Raw genomic sequence first — 14929 nt, 5'->3', positions numbered from 1 at the left:
AATGAATTCCTTATGAAAATTGTGTTCCCTTTCGTCACTCTGTCGGGCGACGAACTTTACCGCGTAGTGCTTTCACTGTGGATTTCTGAGCCTTCGAGGACAGCCGGCGCTCTTTCGATGCGCGGGTTGGCCGCGTGGCCCGACGGCTTTTTTGTACCGTCGTTAATTCTTTGATGACCGCCACCAGCCTGGCTATTGCCGCTTCCCGGTTTAACTCCTGGCTGCGGTATTCCTGAGCTTTAATCACCATCACACCATCGCTGGTAATGAGATGATGGCTGACGGCGAGCAGGCTTTCTTTGTAATACTCTGGCAGGCTTGAGGCCCGAATGTCAAAACGCAAATGGATAGCCGTCGACGCCTTGTTGACGTGCTGCCCGCCAGCCCCCTGCGCACGAATGGCGGTGATCTCCAGCTCGCTGTCAGGGATGCTGACGCTTCGGGACAAGACGATCATGACGCGGGCTGCCACGCCGTTAAATGAATTTCCAGATTATTCTGAGAATCAGAGAGCCAGATGGCGCCATCCTGAATCGTCGCCTGCAAAACCATGGTCCGGCCAGCGAATTCGCTCAGCTGCGCCAGCTGCTCATCATCCAGATACCAGACCGTAAGATTTTTAAACTGTGCGCACTTGCTCTTGTTTTGCTGCCACCAAATCTCCGCAGCGCGCTGATTATATGCGAATAAGGCCACTTCTGCGGATTGCGTGCAGGCCTTCTTCATTCTGCGTTCATCCGGCAGACCGAGTTCGATCCACAAATCGATACCCAGATGATCGTTGCGCAGCCAGGCTTCAGGCTCATCTTCAGCGCTTAGCCCACGGGTAAATTGCAGCCGCTCGTCGGCGTACTTAATCCACGCCAGCAGGCGCAGCATCATGCGCTCCTGGGTTTCGGAAGGGTGGCGAGCCAGGGTCAGCGACGCATCCAGAAACTGGTTGCGATCAAGATCGGCCACATTGACCACTGCTTTATAAATTGTCGCTTTCAGCGCCATGAGAGAACTCCATTCGATTCAGGCGCACATTGTAGCGAAAACAGCGGCAAAAGGCTGTTACGGGGTGATAAATACACCGCTATCAAGGCTCTGATATTGCTTAAATGAGTATGGTATAGTCACCTTGCTAAACCGAGTTTATCTTCGTAGGCTTAATGAGATCTCACAGTAAGTCAGTGCGCTGGCGGGAGGGGATGTGAACAATTATTGTGAGTTAATTCGCAAACGGTATGCGGAAATCGCCAGCGGAGATCTGGGGTATGTCCCGGACGCGTTGGGCTGTGTATTGAAAGTGCTTAATGAAGTGGCCTCTGATGAGAGCCTTTCAGAGTCGGTCAGGGAAAAAGCAGCGTATGCTGCGGCGAATTTACTGGTGAGCGATTATGTCGATGAATGATACCTATCAACCCATCAATTGTGATGATTATGACAACCTCGAACTCGCCTGCCAGCATCATTTAATACTGACGCTGGAGCTAAAAGATGGCGAAGTGTTGAAGGCGAAAGCCAGCGATCTGGTTTCACGTAAGAATGTGGAATATCTGATAGTGGAAGATGGCGGGGCGACGCGTGAGCTGCGTCTGGATAAAATTGCCAGCTTCAGCCACCCGCAAATCGGCACCGTCGTGGTGAGCGAATCCTGATGAGACTAACGGGCAGCCTGGCTGCCCGTTACGCTTTCTGCCACTCAAAACTGACACCCTCTTCCGACCACCCCGCTTCCGTGATGAACACACCTGCAGCAGCAATCAGCGTTTCACCGTAAAACAGCAGCGGCGTGGTGTCGCGCAGCCACGGCGGCACGTTGCACTCCTGCCAGATCTTCTTAAGCTTGCGTCCCCCGTTACGCCCGACGATATGCAGCATGCCGCCAGCCTTAAAGCGAACGGTTACCGGCTCTCCTGACGCAGGCAGTCGCACATGCCCAGACGGCACCAGAGTTACACGCCCGATCTCACAGGGCAATATCAGCGGTGCGTCAGGGGAAGACCAGTCGAGCACCACATCAGTGAGTGAAGGCATCGATTTTACCCACCAGAGCTCACCTTTAAAGCGTCTTACGTCAAAACCGTTCAGGTGTACGCAAGGAGCAGCATCTTCCCGCGCCAGGGCGACTTCGTCCCAGATGCGGCTCAGCATTGCCCGCGACGGCATCACCGCGTGATGCGAGGCCAGCCAGCGTCGTAACAGTGCGGCGCGACGTACCGGGCTCCTCCCTTGCAGCGGTGCAATTGCCAGCGCCCCATTTTCAGAGATCAGTTCAGCCAGCTCTTCACTTAACAGCTCATCGAGCAATGATTCCTGTTCTGCGCACAGTATGGCGCTTCTTGCTGTCGCATCGGCAAAATGCGGCCAGCGCTCGCGTAAAAGCGGGAGAACGCGCAAACGCAGAAAGTTACGGTCATAGCCGTCATCCTGGTTGCTCTCATCGTCAATCCAGTTCAGCTGATGTTCTCGTGCCCAGGCTTCCAGCGACGCACGCGTTTCGCCAAGCAGTGGGCGCAGTAATTGCGTCCCGGCAAACTCAGCCCGCTCCGGCATGGCTGAAAGCCCCGCCGGCCCGCTGCCCCGCTTAAGCGCCAGCAAAAAGGTTTCGCACTGGTCATCCAGATGCTGGGCCGTGACCATCACTTCGCCGGGCCGTAGCGCGCCGGCAAACGCAGCATAGCGGGCTTTACGCGCCTGCGCCTCAACGCCCAGTCCCTCATCCTTAAGCGTGACGCGCTCCACAAGCAGTGGGATTGCCCAGGCTGCACACAAGGCTTCACAGTGCGCCACCCACGCCTCTGCGTGAGGGCTTAATCCATGATGAATATGCATTGCCCGAAGCTCGACATCGGGTTCCTGGTCGCGCCAGCATTTAAGACGATGGAGCAGAACGGTGGAATCCAGGCCGCCGCTAAACCCCACCAGCAGCTGGCGGTTAGGTGAAACGGCTTGTGCGATTGCGGGTAAGGTCATAGGAAATTACACATAAAAAATGCCCGAACGGAGCGGGCATTATCACACAGGACAAACATTACTGCTGGTAAAGCTCCAGCGGCAAACCGTCCGGATCGTTGAAAAAGGTAAAACGCTTGTCGGTGAACGGATCGACGCGAATCGCCTCGCACGCGACGCCGTGCGCTTCCAGATGTTTGACTGCGTTATCCAGGTCATCAACGCTAAAGGCCAGATGACGCAGCCCACAGGCCTCCGGGCGGGACGGACGCGCAGGCGGAAAAGGAAAAGAGAACAGCTCAATCACATATTGCCCGTTCAACGCCAGATCGCCCTTCCAGGAGTCACGCTCCTCACGGTACGCCTCGCTCATCAGCGTAAAACCGAGGATATCGCAGTAGAAGGCCTTACTTTTCGCGTAATCGGTCGCAATGATCGCAATATGGTGAACCTGTTTTAAACCCAGCATAGCTTCTCCTTTTTATGATGCCTGAACGTTACAACCGAAAACCCGCACCTGGCAAGCAGTCACCTTTATTTTAGGACTCGCACCCAGTAAACACCGTTTTCATCGCGCTTCGCACCGTGAATATCCGTCTCAAAACCCGGGTAGTGACGTCCTACTGAACAGAGCATCAGCAGGAAATCGAGCACGGCCCGGCTCGCTTCGGTAATCATCTCTCCTGGCATCAGGAGCGGTACGCCCGGCGGGTAAGGCAGGATCATGTTAGCCGATACGCGTCCGACCAGGTTTTCCAGCTCGACGGTTTCAACCTCCCCTTTCACCTGGCGCTGCCAGGCTTTGTGCGGCGTGAGTTTCATCTCGGGCAAGACATCAAAAGCCTGAAGCATGAGGCGCGGCAGATCGTGCTGACGGATCAGCCTGTGGATCCCCTGGGCCAGATCCTGAATGCGCATATTGCGATAGAAATCAGGATCCTCCGCGTAGAGATCCGGCAGCATATTCTTCACCCGCAGGTTGAGATCGTAGGCGCGCTTAAACTCCATCAGGCCGCGTAACAGCCCCATCGCCCGGGTCTTATCAATCCCAATGCTGAAGAGGAACAGGAGGTTATAGGGGCCAGTTTTTTCTACCACCACGCCCCGTTCATCAAGGAACTTCGCCACCAGCGCGGCCGGGATCCCTTCATCGCTCATCTTGCCCTGTTCATCCATGCCCGGCGTCAGGATCGTCACTTTTACCGGGTCGAGGAACATGTGATCGCCATCAGCATCCCGGAAGCCATGCCAGCCTTCACCGGGCGAAACTGGCCAGCACGCCGCCTCATCAATTTCTTCCGGCTGCCAGATATCAAAGAACCAGCCGTCGGCTTCCTCTTTTAACCGCTGAACTTCTTTGCGGAAATGCAGTGCCCGCTCCACCGAACGATTAATAAGACGTTTGCCCGGATTACCACGTAGCATCGCCGCCGCCGTTTCAATGGAAGCCACCAGCGGATAGCTCGGTGAGGTAGTGGTGTGCATCATAAAGGCTTCGTTAAAGGTCTCTTCGTCGTACTCGCCTTTGATATGAATAAGCGAAGCCTGAGAAAACGCCGCCAGCATTTTGTGCGTCGACTGCGTTTCGAAGAACACTTTGCCCGGTACGCGTTCACCGCTCATGCCGCTTTTCCCTGCGTAAATCGGGTGGAAATTGGTGTACGGTACCCATGCGGAATCGAAGTGGATCGACGGCACGTCCAGCGTCTTTTTGATCCAGTCGGTGTTGTACAGCAGACCGTCATAGGTTGAATTGGTGATCACCGCATGGACAGGCCAGCTTGCGCCGGGGATGGCCGCAACCTTGCTTTCAATGGCGTCATGCGTAAACTCGCGCCGCGGAATACCGCCAAGAATACCCAGCGCGTTTCGCGTGGGCGACAGCCAGAGCGGTACGACGTCGCTCATCATGAGCAAGTGTGCCAGCGATTTATGGCAGTTACGGTCAATCAGCAGAGTGCTGCCAGCAGGTGCAGCGTACATCCCGACGATTTTGTTCGAGGTCGAAGTACCGTTGGTGACCATATAGCTCTGCTCAGCACCAAAGGTGCGGGCGATGTACTCTTCGGCTTCAAGATGCGGGCCGGTGTGATCGAGCAGAGAGCCCAGTTCAGTGACTGAAATGGATACGTCCGCTTTCAGCGTGTTGCCACCGAAGAAGTCGTAGAACAGGCAGCCCACCGGGCTCTTTTGATAGGCTGTCCCCGCCATATGGCCTGGCGTACAGAAGGTATATTTGCCCTCCTTCACGTAGGTGAAGAGCGCGCGGGTAAACGGCGGGGTAATATTTTCGAGATATTCACCGGTATATTGCTGAATACGGGTCGCAATATCTTCCGCAACGCCGAGCGAATATTCAAAGAACCACAGCGCCATACGCATATCATTGGCGCTGACGTCCATGGTCGAGTGGGTATTAATAAATGCGTATAGCGGGAGGTATTCGTTCAGCTTGTTGATATCGCTGCACAGTTCGAGATCATATTCATCCCAGTCGAAGATCACCCCACAGATACGTGGGTTGTGCTCGATGAACTTCAGCAGGTCAGCGCTGTTGTGCGGCCAGATCAGCTGATACCCGCGCGCCTGCAGGGCCTGCTCCAGCTCCTTGATGGGCTCGTCTTTATAGAAGACGCCGTGCGGCCCCATAATGGCAATGATGTTCACGGTTACCTCCTTGAAAAACATTAGCTAAGCATAGTTAAGGTAAACGGCAGGTATAAAAAAAGCCGCAACATTGTGCGGCTTTTCAGATAATTGTGAAGCTTACGCGTAACCGTAGGTCATCAGACGCTGGTAACGACGATTGAGGAGATCCTCTGTGCTCAGCACATCAAGATCCGCCAGGTCAGCCAGCAGCTGCGCTTTCAGGGAAGCCGCCATCGCTTCCGGCTTACGATGCGCACCACCCAGCGGTTCCGGAATGATGGAATCAATAAGCTTCAGCTCTTTCAGGCGTGGCGCAATGATGCCCATCGCTTCTGCAGCCAGAGGCGCTTTGTCGGCACTTTTCCACAGAATGGACGCACAGCCTTCCGGGGAGATAACGGAATAGGTGCTGTACTGCAGCATATTCACTTTATCGCCCACGCCAATCGCCAGCGCACCGCCGGAACCGCCTTCACCAATAACGGTACAGATGACCGGTACCTTCAGACGGGACATTTCACGCAGGTTACGTGCGATAGCTTCAGACTGACCGCGCTCTTCCGCGCCCACGCCAGGGTATGCGCCCGGGGTGTCAATAAAGGTGATGATTGGCATATTAAAACGCTCAGCCATCTCCATCAGACGCAGGGCTTTACGGTAACCTTCCGGTGCTGGCATACCAAAGTTACGACGGATTTTCTCTTTGGTTTCACGACCTTTCTGATGACCAATGATCATCACCGGGCGTCCGTCCAGACGCGCGATACCGCCAACGATAGCTTTGTCGTCAGCGTATGCGCGATCGCCTGCCAGTTCGTCAAATTCGTCAAACGCCAGGCGGACATAATCCAGGGTGTACGGACGCTGCGGGTGGCGTGCCAGCTGGGCTACCTGCCATGCGCCGAGATCGGCAAAGATTTTGCGCGTCAGCTCTACGCTTTTTTCGCGCAGACGATGCACTTCTTCGTCGATGTTAATATCCAGTTTTTCATCCTGACGGCTTACCGCTGTCAGAGAATCGATTTTCGCTTCCAGCTCAGCAATCGGCTGTTCGAAATCAAGGAAATTCAGACTCATAGTATTCCTGTATTAGTCAAACTCCAGTTCCACCTGCTCCGAACCAATGAGGCCACGGAGATCGTTCAGTAAACGATCGCTCGGAGAGACACGCCACGTTGCACCAAAGCGCAACCGCGCACGTGCATCCGCCCTCTGATAGTAGAGATGTACTGGAATTGTCCCCGAGCGGTGGGGTTCCAGAGACTGACGGAGTCGGTTTAAAAGCTGGTCATCAATTTGCCTGTCCGTCAGCGAGATAGCAAGCCCGCGAGCATATTTTTCCCGGGCTTCGTCAATGTCCATCACTTCACGGGCGGTCATTTTAAGCCCCCCACTGAAGTCATCAAAGCTGACCTGTCCGCTGACGATAAGTATGCGGTCTTTTTCCAGCAATTGCTGGTATTTATCCAGCGCGTCGGTGAACAACATCACCTCCAGACGCCCGGAACGGTCATCCAACGTACAGATGCCGATACGATTGCCGCGCTTGGTGACCATAACCCTTGCAGCAATCACGAGCCCCGCAGCCGTGGTGATTTTACCACGTTCTGTCGGATGCATGTCTTTCAGCCGATAGCCTCCGACATAGCGCTCAATTTCTTTAATGTACTGGTTGATCGGGTGACCCGTCAGGTACAAGCCCAGCGTTTCACGTTCACCGTCCAGCACCACCTGTTCTGGCCACGGCAGACAGTTGGCATAAGACTGTTCGATCTGCTCCGGCTCTTCCGCCAGCACGCCGAACATATCCGCCTGGCCAATGGCTTCCGCTTTAGCGTGCTGATCCGCCGCTTTCAGGGCGTCCCCGAGGGAATTCATCAGCGCCGCGCGGTGCGGCCCCAGCCTGTCGAACGCGCCGGACATGATCAGTTTTTCCAGCACGCGGCGGTTCAGTTTTTTGGTATCGGTACGGGCGCACAGGTCGAACAGCTCGCGGAAGTAACCGCCGTTGTTACGCGCTTCGATGATCGCCTCGATCGGCCCTTCACCTACACCTTTGATCGCACCGATCCCGTAGACAATTTCCCCGTGATCGTTAACGTGGAAATGGTAAAGGCCTGAGTTGATATCCGGCGGCAGGATCTTCAGCCCCATGCGCCAGCATTCGTCCACCAGCCCCACGACCTTCTCGGTGTTGTCCATATCGGCGGTCATTACCGCCGCCATAAACTCAGCGGGATAGTGCGCTTTCAGCCACAGCGTCTGATACGAAACCAAAGCATAGGCGGCGGAGTGGGATTTGTTAAATCCGTACCCGGCGAATTTCTCCACCAGGTCGAAGATTTTCATCGCCAGTTCGCCGTCAATGCCGTTTTTCTTCGCGCCGTCTTCGAAGATGGACCGCTGCTTGGCCATCTCCTCCGGCTTTTTCTTACCCATCGCACGACGCAGCATGTCCGCGCCGCCGAGCGTATAGCCTGAGAGCACCTGGGCAATCTGCATAACCTGTTCCTGATACAGGATGATGCCGTATGTTGGCTCCAGTACCGGCTTCAGGCTTTCATGCTGCCACTGCACGTCCGGGTAGGAAATCTCTTCGCGCCCGTGCTTACGGTCGATAAAGTTATCCACCATCCCCGACTGCAGCGGGCCCGGACGGAACAGCGCCACCAGTGCGATCATATCTTCGAAGCAGTCAGGCTGCAGACGCTTAATCAGATCTTTCATGCCGCGGGATTCAAGCTGGAAGACCGCGGTGGTCTCCGAGCGCTGCAGCATGTCGAAACTTTTCTTGTCATCCAGCGGGATAGCGGCGATATCCAGCGGCGGTTCGCCGTTCTTTTCGCGGCGGGCGTTGATCATCTCCAGCGCCCAGTTGATGATGGTGAGCGTACGCAGACCGAGGAAGTCGAACTTCACCAGCCCGGCGTATTCCACGTCGTTCTTATCAAACTGGGTTACCGGATGCTGGCCCGCTTCATCGCAGTAGAGCGGCGCAAAATCGGTGATTTTGGTAGGGGCGATAACCACACCACCCGCATGCTTACCGGCGTTACGCGTCACGCCTTCCAGCTTACGCGCCATGTCGATCAGCGCTTTGACTTCTTCGTCCGCTTCGTAGATTTCCGGCAGCTGCGGCTCGGCTTCGAAGGCTTTCGCCAGCGTCATGCCCGGATCGGGCGGCACCAGTTTAGAGATGCGATCGACGAAACCATACGGATGCCCCAGCACGCGGCCCACGTCGCGGATAACCGCTTTTGCCGCCATCGTACCGAAGGTAATAATCTGCGATACCGCGTCACGGCCATACATGTCAGCCACGTGCTCAATAACCTGGTCACGTTTTTCCATGCAGAAGTCGACGTCGAAGTCGGGCATCGAAACACGTTCCGGGTTAAGAAAACGTTCGAACAGCAGGTCAAATTCCAGCGGATCGAGGTCGGTGATTTTAAGCGCATAGGCCACCAGCGAGCCTGCACCGGAGCCACGGCCCGGTCCGACCGGTACGCCGTTATCCTTCGACCACTGGATAAACTCCATCACGATCAGGAAGTAGCCCGGGAACCCCATCTGGTTAATCACCTGGAGTTCAATATCCAGGCGTTCGTCATACTCCGGGCGACGTTTTTTACGTTCTTCTTCATCCGGGAAGAGGAATGCCAGACGCTCTTCCAGACCTTCTTTTGATTTCATGACCAGGAAGTCTTCCGTGGTCATATCTCCCGTCGGGAACTGCGGCAGGAAGTATTCGCCGAGGCGAACGGTAACGTTACAACGCTTGGCTATCTCAACGCTGTTTTCCAGCGCTTCCGGGATATCGGAGAAGAGTTCGCACATCTCCTCCTCGCTGCGCATATACTGCTGCGACGAGTAATTGCGCGGACGTTTGGGATCGTCAAGGGTGAAGCCATCATGGATCGCTACGCGAATTTCGTGGGCGTCAAAATCACCGGCCTCAAGGAAGCGCACATCGTTGGTGGCAACCACAGGCAACCCACGCTCTTCAGCCAGCGCCACGGCGGCATGGAGATAGCGCTCTTCATCCGGACGACCGGTACGGATCAATTCCAGATAATAACGATCCGGGAAGTGCTCTTCATAGAACGACACACACTGATCCACCAGCGCCATATTGCCACGCAACAGGGATTTGCCGACGTCACCCATACGGCCGCCTGAGATTAGCAGCAGCCCTTCGTTCAGCTCCGCCAGCCAGTCGCGATCGATCCACGGCCCTAACGCGCCATAACCGCGCTGATAGGCTTTTGAGATAAGCAGCGTGAGGTTTTGATATCCCGTGTTGTTCATCGCCAGCACGGAGATTTGCGTCATTTCATCGCCGATGAGATCGCTCTGCACGTGAAAATCAGCGCCGACGATCGGCTTCATCCCCGCGCCATGCGCCGTTCCGTAGAACTTCACCAGGCCACACAGGTTGGTAAAATCGGTGATCGCCAGCGCAGGCATGCCAAGAGAGGCCGCCTTTTTTACCAGCGGCCCGGTCTTCGCCAGCCCATCGATCATGGAGTAGTCGCTATGCACCCGCAGGTGTACGAAACGTGGTTCAGCCATCTTCAGATTCCGCGTTACTTAATTGCTTGCGTATTGATTCAGGACACCCGTCCCAGCGCGCGTTTCACCGGGCCAAAACTGCGCCGGTGATGTTCGGTTGCGCCATGTTCAGCCAGTCTTTCCAGATGGAAAGCCGTAGGATAGCCCTTATGCTGGGCGAAGCCATACTGAGGGTAAGTAAGATCCAGCGCGGCCATTTCGGCGTCGCGTGTCACTTTGGCAATAATAGAAGCTGCGCTGATTTCCGCGACCCGGCTATCGCCTTTGACAACCGCCATGGAAGGCATGGGCAATGCCGGACAGCGGTTGCCGTCAATCAGGACATATTCAGGCGCAATTTTCAGACCCGCGACCGCACGCTGCATCGCCAGCATCGTGGCATGCAGAATATTCAGCTCGTCTATTTCATGCGGCTCAGCACGTCCCAGGCTCCAGGCCAGCGCCTTCTCCTGAATCTCACTAAACAGCGCCAGTCGCCGCTTTTCGGACAATTTTTTAGAGTCGTTCAGCCCGATAATCGGACGGGCCGGATCGAGGATCACCGCAGCGGTCACTACAGCCCCCACTAACGGACCACGGCCGACTTCGTCCACACCCGCCACAAGGTGGGTGTGAGGATAAACAAATTCCATCATTTTGCTAACTCCAGCACCGCATCAGCCGCTTGCTCATCGGCATTACAGCGGATCTGCTGATGCAGTTCGCGGAACGTATCATGCATCTGGTGGCTGGTCTTACCGTTGGCGAGCAGCGGTAACAACGCATCGGCCAACGCCTGAGGCTGACACTCATCCTGCAGCAGTTCTTTCACTAGCTCGCGCCCGGCAAGCAGGTTTGGCAGGGAGACATACTCCGTTTTCACCAGACGTTTTGCCAGCCAGAACGTGAACGGCTTCATGCGATAGCCTACCACCATCGGGCATTTTGCCAGCATGCACTCCAGGGCTGCCGTACCGGAGGCCAGCAGCGCGGCATCGCTCGCAACCATCGCCTCACGGCCTTTTCCATCCAACAGATGGATGTGGAGATCCGGTGCAACCTCGGCTTTAATACGCTCAAACTGCTCCCGGCGTTTAGCATTCACCAGCGGCACAACCACTTCGAGATCGGGATACGTATTGCGCAGAATTTGCGCGGTTTTCAGGAAGTCCGCGCTAAGCATCTCCACTTCTGCGCCACGACTGCCCGGCAGCAGTGCCAGACAGTGCGCATCATGCGGGATCCCCAACACGTCACGCGCCGCGTTTTTATCCGGATCCAGCGGCATCGCATCCGCCATGGTATGTCCGATAAAACGGCACGGAACATTGAATTTATCGTAAAACGCTTTTTCGAAAGGCAGGAAAGCCAGCACCAGGTTGGTGGACCGCCCAATTTTGAAAACACGTTTCTGTCGCCACGCCCAGACGGACGGACTGACGTAGTGAATGGTTTTAATGCCCTGCTTTTTCAGATTCCCTTCGAGGGTAATGTTGAAATCAGGCGCATCAATACCGACAAAGACATCGGGTTTGAGCTCGGTAAAGCGGCGGGTGAGATCGGCACGAATATGCAGTAAACGGCGTAACCGCCCCAGCACCTCAACGATGCCCATCACGGCCAGCTCTTCCATTTCGTACCAGGCTTCACAGCCTTCGGCCTGCATCAGCGGGCCAGCAACGCCCACAAAGCGTGCGTCAGGGACACGCGCCTTCAGCGCGCGGATGAGACCTGCACCAAGAATATCGCCGGAGGTTTCTCCGGCGACCAGGGCTATCGTAAGCGGACGACTGTCGACCATTAACGAATCAGACCCCTCGTGGAACGGTCAAAGAATTCCATGAACGCGTTCACCTCCGGGTGCTTTTTCGCCAGTTCGGCAATTTCCGGCTTCGCCTCTTCCAGCGTTTTACCGCTACGGTACAGCAGTTTGTACGCGTTGCGGATGGCAGTAATCGCTTCGCGGCTAAAACCACGACGCTTGAGGCCTTCGATGTTCACGCCAAACGGCGTGGCATGGTTGCCCTGCGCAATCACATAAGGTGGGACGTCCTGCGCCACACCGGAGCATCCACCGACCATCACGTGCGCACCAATGATGCAGAACTGATGGACTGCGGTCATGCCGCCAATAATTGCGAAGTCATCAACCGATACGTGTCCTGCCAGCGTGGCATTGTTGGCAAGAATACAGCGGTCACCCACGGTACAGTCGTGCGCGATATGCGCATTAACCATAAACAGGTTATCGCTGCCCACCTTCGTCAACCCACCACCCTGTACTGTTCCACGATGAATGGTGACGCTTTCGCGAATACGGTTACGATCGCCGATTTCCACACGGGTCGACTCACCAGCATATTTAAGATCCTGGTTAACTTCGCCGATGGAGGCGAACTGATAGATCTCGTTATTGCAGCCGATGGTCGTGTGACCATTCACCACAACGTGAGATTTCAGTACTGTACCCTCACCAATTTCGACATGGGGTCCAACAATACAAAACGGGCCAATGTGGGCGTTAGCGCCAATGATGGCACCCACTTCCACAATGGCGGTAGGATGAATAAAGGCGGATTTATCAATCACGTATCAGGACTCCCGGCTACGAGCACACATCATTGTCGCTTCGCAAACAACTTTGCCGTCAACCAGCGCTACGCCTTTGAAGCGAGTCAGGCCACGACGCGTTTTTTCAAAAGTGACTTCCATGATCATCTGATCACCAGGCACGACAGGACGCTTAAAGCGTGCTTCATCGATACCCGCGAAGTAATACAGTTCACCTGGCTCCAGTTTACCAACGCTTTTAAACGCCAGAATACCGGTAGCCTGTGCCATGGCTTCGAGGATCAACACGCCCGGGAAGATGGGTTTCCCCGGGAAGTGTCCCTGGAAGAACGGCTCATTCACGGAAACATTTTTCACTGCGCGCAGAAAACGACCTTCTTCAAAGTCCAGCACACGGTCTACCAGCAGAAACGGGTAGCGGTGCGGCAGAAGTTCTAAAATCTCTTCAATATGCAGAGTATGAGTGTCAGTAGTCAAAATACTCTTCCTGTCAAAATGTACTGATAACAATAATAACACGGCCTGCCGGTTTATTAGAAAGCCGACAGGCCGGGAAAAATAGCGTTAAACGGATGACGCTTAGTCTTGTTGATCGATCTTGCGCTCAAGGGACTTGAGGCGCTTGCTCATATCATCAATGTTCATCACCAGAGCTGCTGTTTTACGCCATACCTTGTTGGGTTGCAGCGGAATGCCTGAGGAATAGACGCCAGGTTCAGTGATGGGACGCATTACCATGCCCATCCCCGTCACCGTCACCTTGTCGCATATTTCCATGTGGCCATTAATCACGCTTGCGCCGCCAATCATACAATAACGGCCAATTTTCAGGCTGCCGGCCATGATGACGCCCCCCGCAACCGCGGTATTGTCGCCAATCACAACGTTATGCGCAATCTGACACTGGTTATCGATGATAACACCATTGCCGATGATGGTATCGTCCAGCGCGCCACGGTCAATGGTGGTACAGGCGCCGATCTCCACGCGATCGCCAATGATAACGCGACCCAGTTGTGGGATCTTAACCCAATTACCCCGATCGTTAGCGTAACCAAAGCCATCAGAACCAATCACGGTGCTGGACTGGACGAGGCAATTTTCGCCAATTTCAACTTCATGATAAACGGACACATTGGCCCATAAACGGGTCCCCGCGCCGATTTTCGTATTTTTCCCAACGAAGCAACCCGGGCCAATGACGACGTTATCGCCCAGCACGACGCCGGACTCAATAACCGCATTGGCGCCCACGGCGACGTTGTTACCCAGCTGCGCCGTCGGATCAATCGCTGCACTGGCAGCAATGTCCTGGGCCGGCTGCGGCGTGGTATCAAGAATTTGAGCCATGCGTGCATACGTCAGGTAGGGATTTTTCACTACCAGTGCCGCGCTAGTGGCAAACGGAAGATCGTCCTGCGTCAGAACAACAGCTGACGCCTGGCATTGAGCCAGTTGCTCACGGTACTTAGGGCTTACCATGAAGGTAATCGTGCCAGCTTTAGCAGATTGCATGGACGCAACAGCGGTGATGACGATATCGCCATCACCGTGTAATTCTGCATCCAACTGCTGAGCTAAATCAGCCAGTCGAATTGAAGGCATTACTTATTTAACCTGTTTCAGAACATCAGCGGTGATGTCTTTAACATCGCTGCTGTTGAAAGCAACGGCGTTCGCATCAACAACCAGATCGATGCTCTGATCGGCAGCCACTGCTTTAACAGCGGTCTGAATGCGAGTCACCAGCTTGCCACGTTCTTCGTTAGAACGACGCTGACGATCCTGCTCGAAAGCCTGCGCTTTCTGGGAGAACGCCTGGCGCTGAGCCATTACGTCTTTTTCCAGTTTGCTGCGGTCGCTTGCTTTCATGGTAGAACCATCACGCTGCAGACGCTGCATTTTGGACTGAAGATCGTTTTCCATACCCTGCAGTTCGCTTGCACGGCCTTTGAATTCGTTTTCCAGAGTCGCAGAAACACCAGTTTTCTGTGCAACCTGCTGGAACAAATTACCCATGTTGACGATTGCAATTTTGTCTGCTGCCTGAGCAGAAGTTGCCATCGCTAAACCGAGACCTGCAGCTAATAACCACTTTTTCACAATTAACTCCTTACCATCCCATTGGCACCAGAAGGTACCGTTCTTTGCGTGGCAAGGCGACCGTTTACCGATCGCCAGTTGTCAGCGCTACACTGCCAACGCATTCCTTTGCCGC

The 14929-nt window shown here is 54.9% G+C and carries 15 protein-coding genes; 2 read left to right on the top strand and 13 right to left on the bottom strand.

What is annotated here, in order from left to right:
- Window positions 1-34: 34 nt before the first annotated feature.
- Window positions 35-457: an alternative ribosome rescue aminoacyl-tRNA hydrolase ArfB gene (arfB, locus tag SP99_RS04000; protein ID WP_047957789.1), complete on the bottom strand. Its 423-nt coding sequence runs from the start codon at window positions 455-457 to the stop codon at window positions 35-37.
- On the bottom strand, window positions 454-999 hold the full coding sequence (locus SP99_RS03995; protein ID WP_025756831.1) for a YaeQ family protein: 546 nt from the start codon (window positions 997-999) through the stop codon (window positions 454-456). Before SP99_RS03995 ends, arfB begins: the two co-directional genes overlap by 4 nt.
- Before the next feature lie 196 nt (window positions 1000-1195).
- On the opposite strand from SP99_RS03995, the gene SP99_RS23050 reads away from it, so the two are divergent.
- Together SP99_RS23050 and rof are read left to right on the top strand one after the other, a co-directional pair.
- Window positions 1196-1396: a YaeP family protein gene (locus SP99_RS23050; protein WP_008501889.1), complete on the top strand. Its 201-nt coding sequence runs from the start codon at window positions 1196-1198 to the stop codon at window positions 1394-1396.
- Entirely contained in the window at window positions 1383-1643 is a 261-nt protein-coding gene (gene rof, locus SP99_RS03990) for a Rho-binding antiterminator (RefSeq protein ID WP_047957788.1), read from the top strand. Before SP99_RS23050 ends, rof begins: the two co-directional genes overlap by 14 nt.
- 28 nt (window positions 1644-1671) lie before the next feature.
- Here the strand turns inward: rof and tilS are convergent, their stop codons facing one another.
- From tilS to skp, 11 genes are all read right to left on the bottom strand, one after another.
- The gene (gene tilS, locus SP99_RS03985) at window positions 1672-2961 is read right to left on the bottom strand and encodes a tRNA lysidine(34) synthetase TilS (protein WP_047957787.1); all 1290 of its coding nucleotides are present in this window, start codon (window positions 2959-2961) and stop codon (window positions 1672-1674) included.
- Window positions 2962-3019: 58 nt separating this feature from the next.
- On the bottom strand, window positions 3020-3409 hold the full coding sequence (locus SP99_RS03980) for a VOC family protein (protein ID WP_025756828.1): 390 nt from the start codon (window positions 3407-3409) through the stop codon (window positions 3020-3022).
- 65 nt (window positions 3410-3474) lie between these two features.
- Window positions 3475-5607, bottom strand: a complete 2133-nt coding sequence (locus SP99_RS03975; RefSeq protein ID WP_047957786.1) for a lysine decarboxylase LdcC — start codon at window positions 5605-5607, stop codon at window positions 3475-3477.
- A 99-nt stretch (window positions 5608-5706) separates the two neighbouring features.
- A complete protein-coding gene (gene accA, locus SP99_RS03970; RefSeq protein ID WP_025756826.1) occupies window positions 5707-6666 on the bottom strand; it encodes an acetyl-CoA carboxylase carboxyl transferase subunit alpha in 960 nt (319 codons plus the stop codon).
- 12 nt (window positions 6667-6678) lie between these two features.
- Window positions 6679-10161: a DNA polymerase III subunit alpha gene (gene dnaE, locus SP99_RS03965; RefSeq protein WP_047957785.1), complete on the bottom strand. Its 3483-nt coding sequence runs from the start codon at window positions 10159-10161 to the stop codon at window positions 6679-6681.
- Window positions 10162-10199: 38 nt separating this feature from the next.
- Window positions 10200-10796: a ribonuclease HII gene (rnhB, locus tag SP99_RS03960; protein WP_025756824.1), complete on the bottom strand. Its 597-nt coding sequence runs from the start codon at window positions 10794-10796 to the stop codon at window positions 10200-10202.
- Window positions 10793-11941 (bottom strand): lipid-A-disaccharide synthase, encoded by a 1149-nt coding sequence (lpxB, locus tag SP99_RS03955; protein ID WP_045285879.1) that lies wholly within the window; start codon window positions 11939-11941, stop codon window positions 10793-10795. The genes rnhB and lpxB overlap by 4 nt, the downstream gene beginning before the upstream one ends.
- Complete coding sequence (gene lpxA, locus SP99_RS03950; protein ID WP_025756822.1) at window positions 11941-12729, bottom strand: acyl-ACP--UDP-N-acetylglucosamine O-acyltransferase; 789 nt, start codon at window positions 12727-12729, stop codon at window positions 11941-11943. The genes lpxB and lpxA overlap by 1 nt, the downstream gene beginning before the upstream one ends.
- Before the next feature lie 3 nt (window positions 12730-12732).
- Window positions 12733-13188, bottom strand: a complete 456-nt coding sequence (fabZ, locus tag SP99_RS03945) for a 3-hydroxyacyl-ACP dehydratase FabZ (protein WP_010426706.1) — start codon at window positions 13186-13188, stop codon at window positions 12733-12735.
- A gap of 102 nt (window positions 13189-13290) precedes the next feature.
- The gene (lpxD, locus tag SP99_RS03940) at window positions 13291-14316 is read right to left on the bottom strand and encodes a UDP-3-O-(3-hydroxymyristoyl)glucosamine N-acyltransferase (RefSeq protein WP_047957784.1); all 1026 of its coding nucleotides are present in this window, start codon (window positions 14314-14316) and stop codon (window positions 13291-13293) included.
- Window positions 14317-14319: 3 nt separating this feature from the next.
- Window positions 14320-14814 (bottom strand): molecular chaperone Skp, encoded by a 495-nt coding sequence (skp, locus tag SP99_RS03935; protein ID WP_023334576.1) that lies wholly within the window; start codon window positions 14812-14814, stop codon window positions 14320-14322.
- Window positions 14815-14929: the final 115 nt, after the last annotated feature.

The sequence above is a fragment of the Enterobacter sp. BIDMC92 genome (genome assembly GCF_001030225.1).
GTDB classification, from domain to species: Bacteria; Pseudomonadota; Gammaproteobacteria; order Enterobacterales; family Enterobacteriaceae; genus Enterobacter; species Enterobacter sichuanensis.
The sequence above is the reverse complement of the archived record's forward strand: the minus strand, read 5'-3'. Positions and strand labels throughout refer to the sequence as shown.

What these genes read in the sequence shown, in the direction of transcription:
- dnaE (WP_047957785.1), bottom strand. Translation starts at nt 10,161, where the DNA reads ATGGCTGAACCACGTTTCGTACACCTGCGGGTGCATAGCGACTACTCC.
- lpxB (WP_045285879.1), bottom strand. Translation starts at nt 11,941, where the DNA reads ATGGTCGACAGTCGTCCGCTTACGATAGCCCTGGTCGCCGGAGAAACC.
- rnhB (WP_025756824.1), bottom strand. Translation starts at nt 10,796, where the DNA reads ATGATGGAATTTGTTTATCCTCACACCCACCTTGTGGCGGGTGTGGAC.
- SP99_RS03980 (WP_025756828.1), bottom strand. Translation starts at nt 3,409, where the DNA reads ATGCTGGGTTTAAAACAGGTTCACCATATTGCGATCATTGCGACCGAT.
- rof (WP_047957788.1), top strand. Translation starts at nt 1,383, where the DNA reads ATGTCGATGAATGATACCTATCAACCCATCAATTGTGATGATTATGAC.
- lpxD (WP_047957784.1), bottom strand. Translation starts at nt 14,316, where the DNA reads ATGCCTTCAATTCGACTGGCTGATTTAGCTCAGCAGTTGGATGCAGAA.
- tilS (WP_047957787.1), bottom strand. Translation starts at nt 2,961, where the DNA reads ATGACCTTACCCGCAATCGCACAAGCCGTTTCACCTAACCGCCAGCTG.
- arfB (WP_047957789.1), bottom strand. Translation starts at nt 457, where the DNA reads ATGATCGTCTTGTCCCGAAGCGTCAGCATCCCTGACAGCGAGCTGGAG.
- SP99_RS03995 (WP_025756831.1), bottom strand. Translation starts at nt 999, where the DNA reads ATGGCGCTGAAAGCGACAATTTATAAAGCAGTGGTCAATGTGGCCGAT.
- accA (WP_025756826.1), bottom strand. Translation starts at nt 6,666, where the DNA reads ATGAGTCTGAATTTCCTTGATTTCGAACAGCCGATTGCTGAGCTGGAA.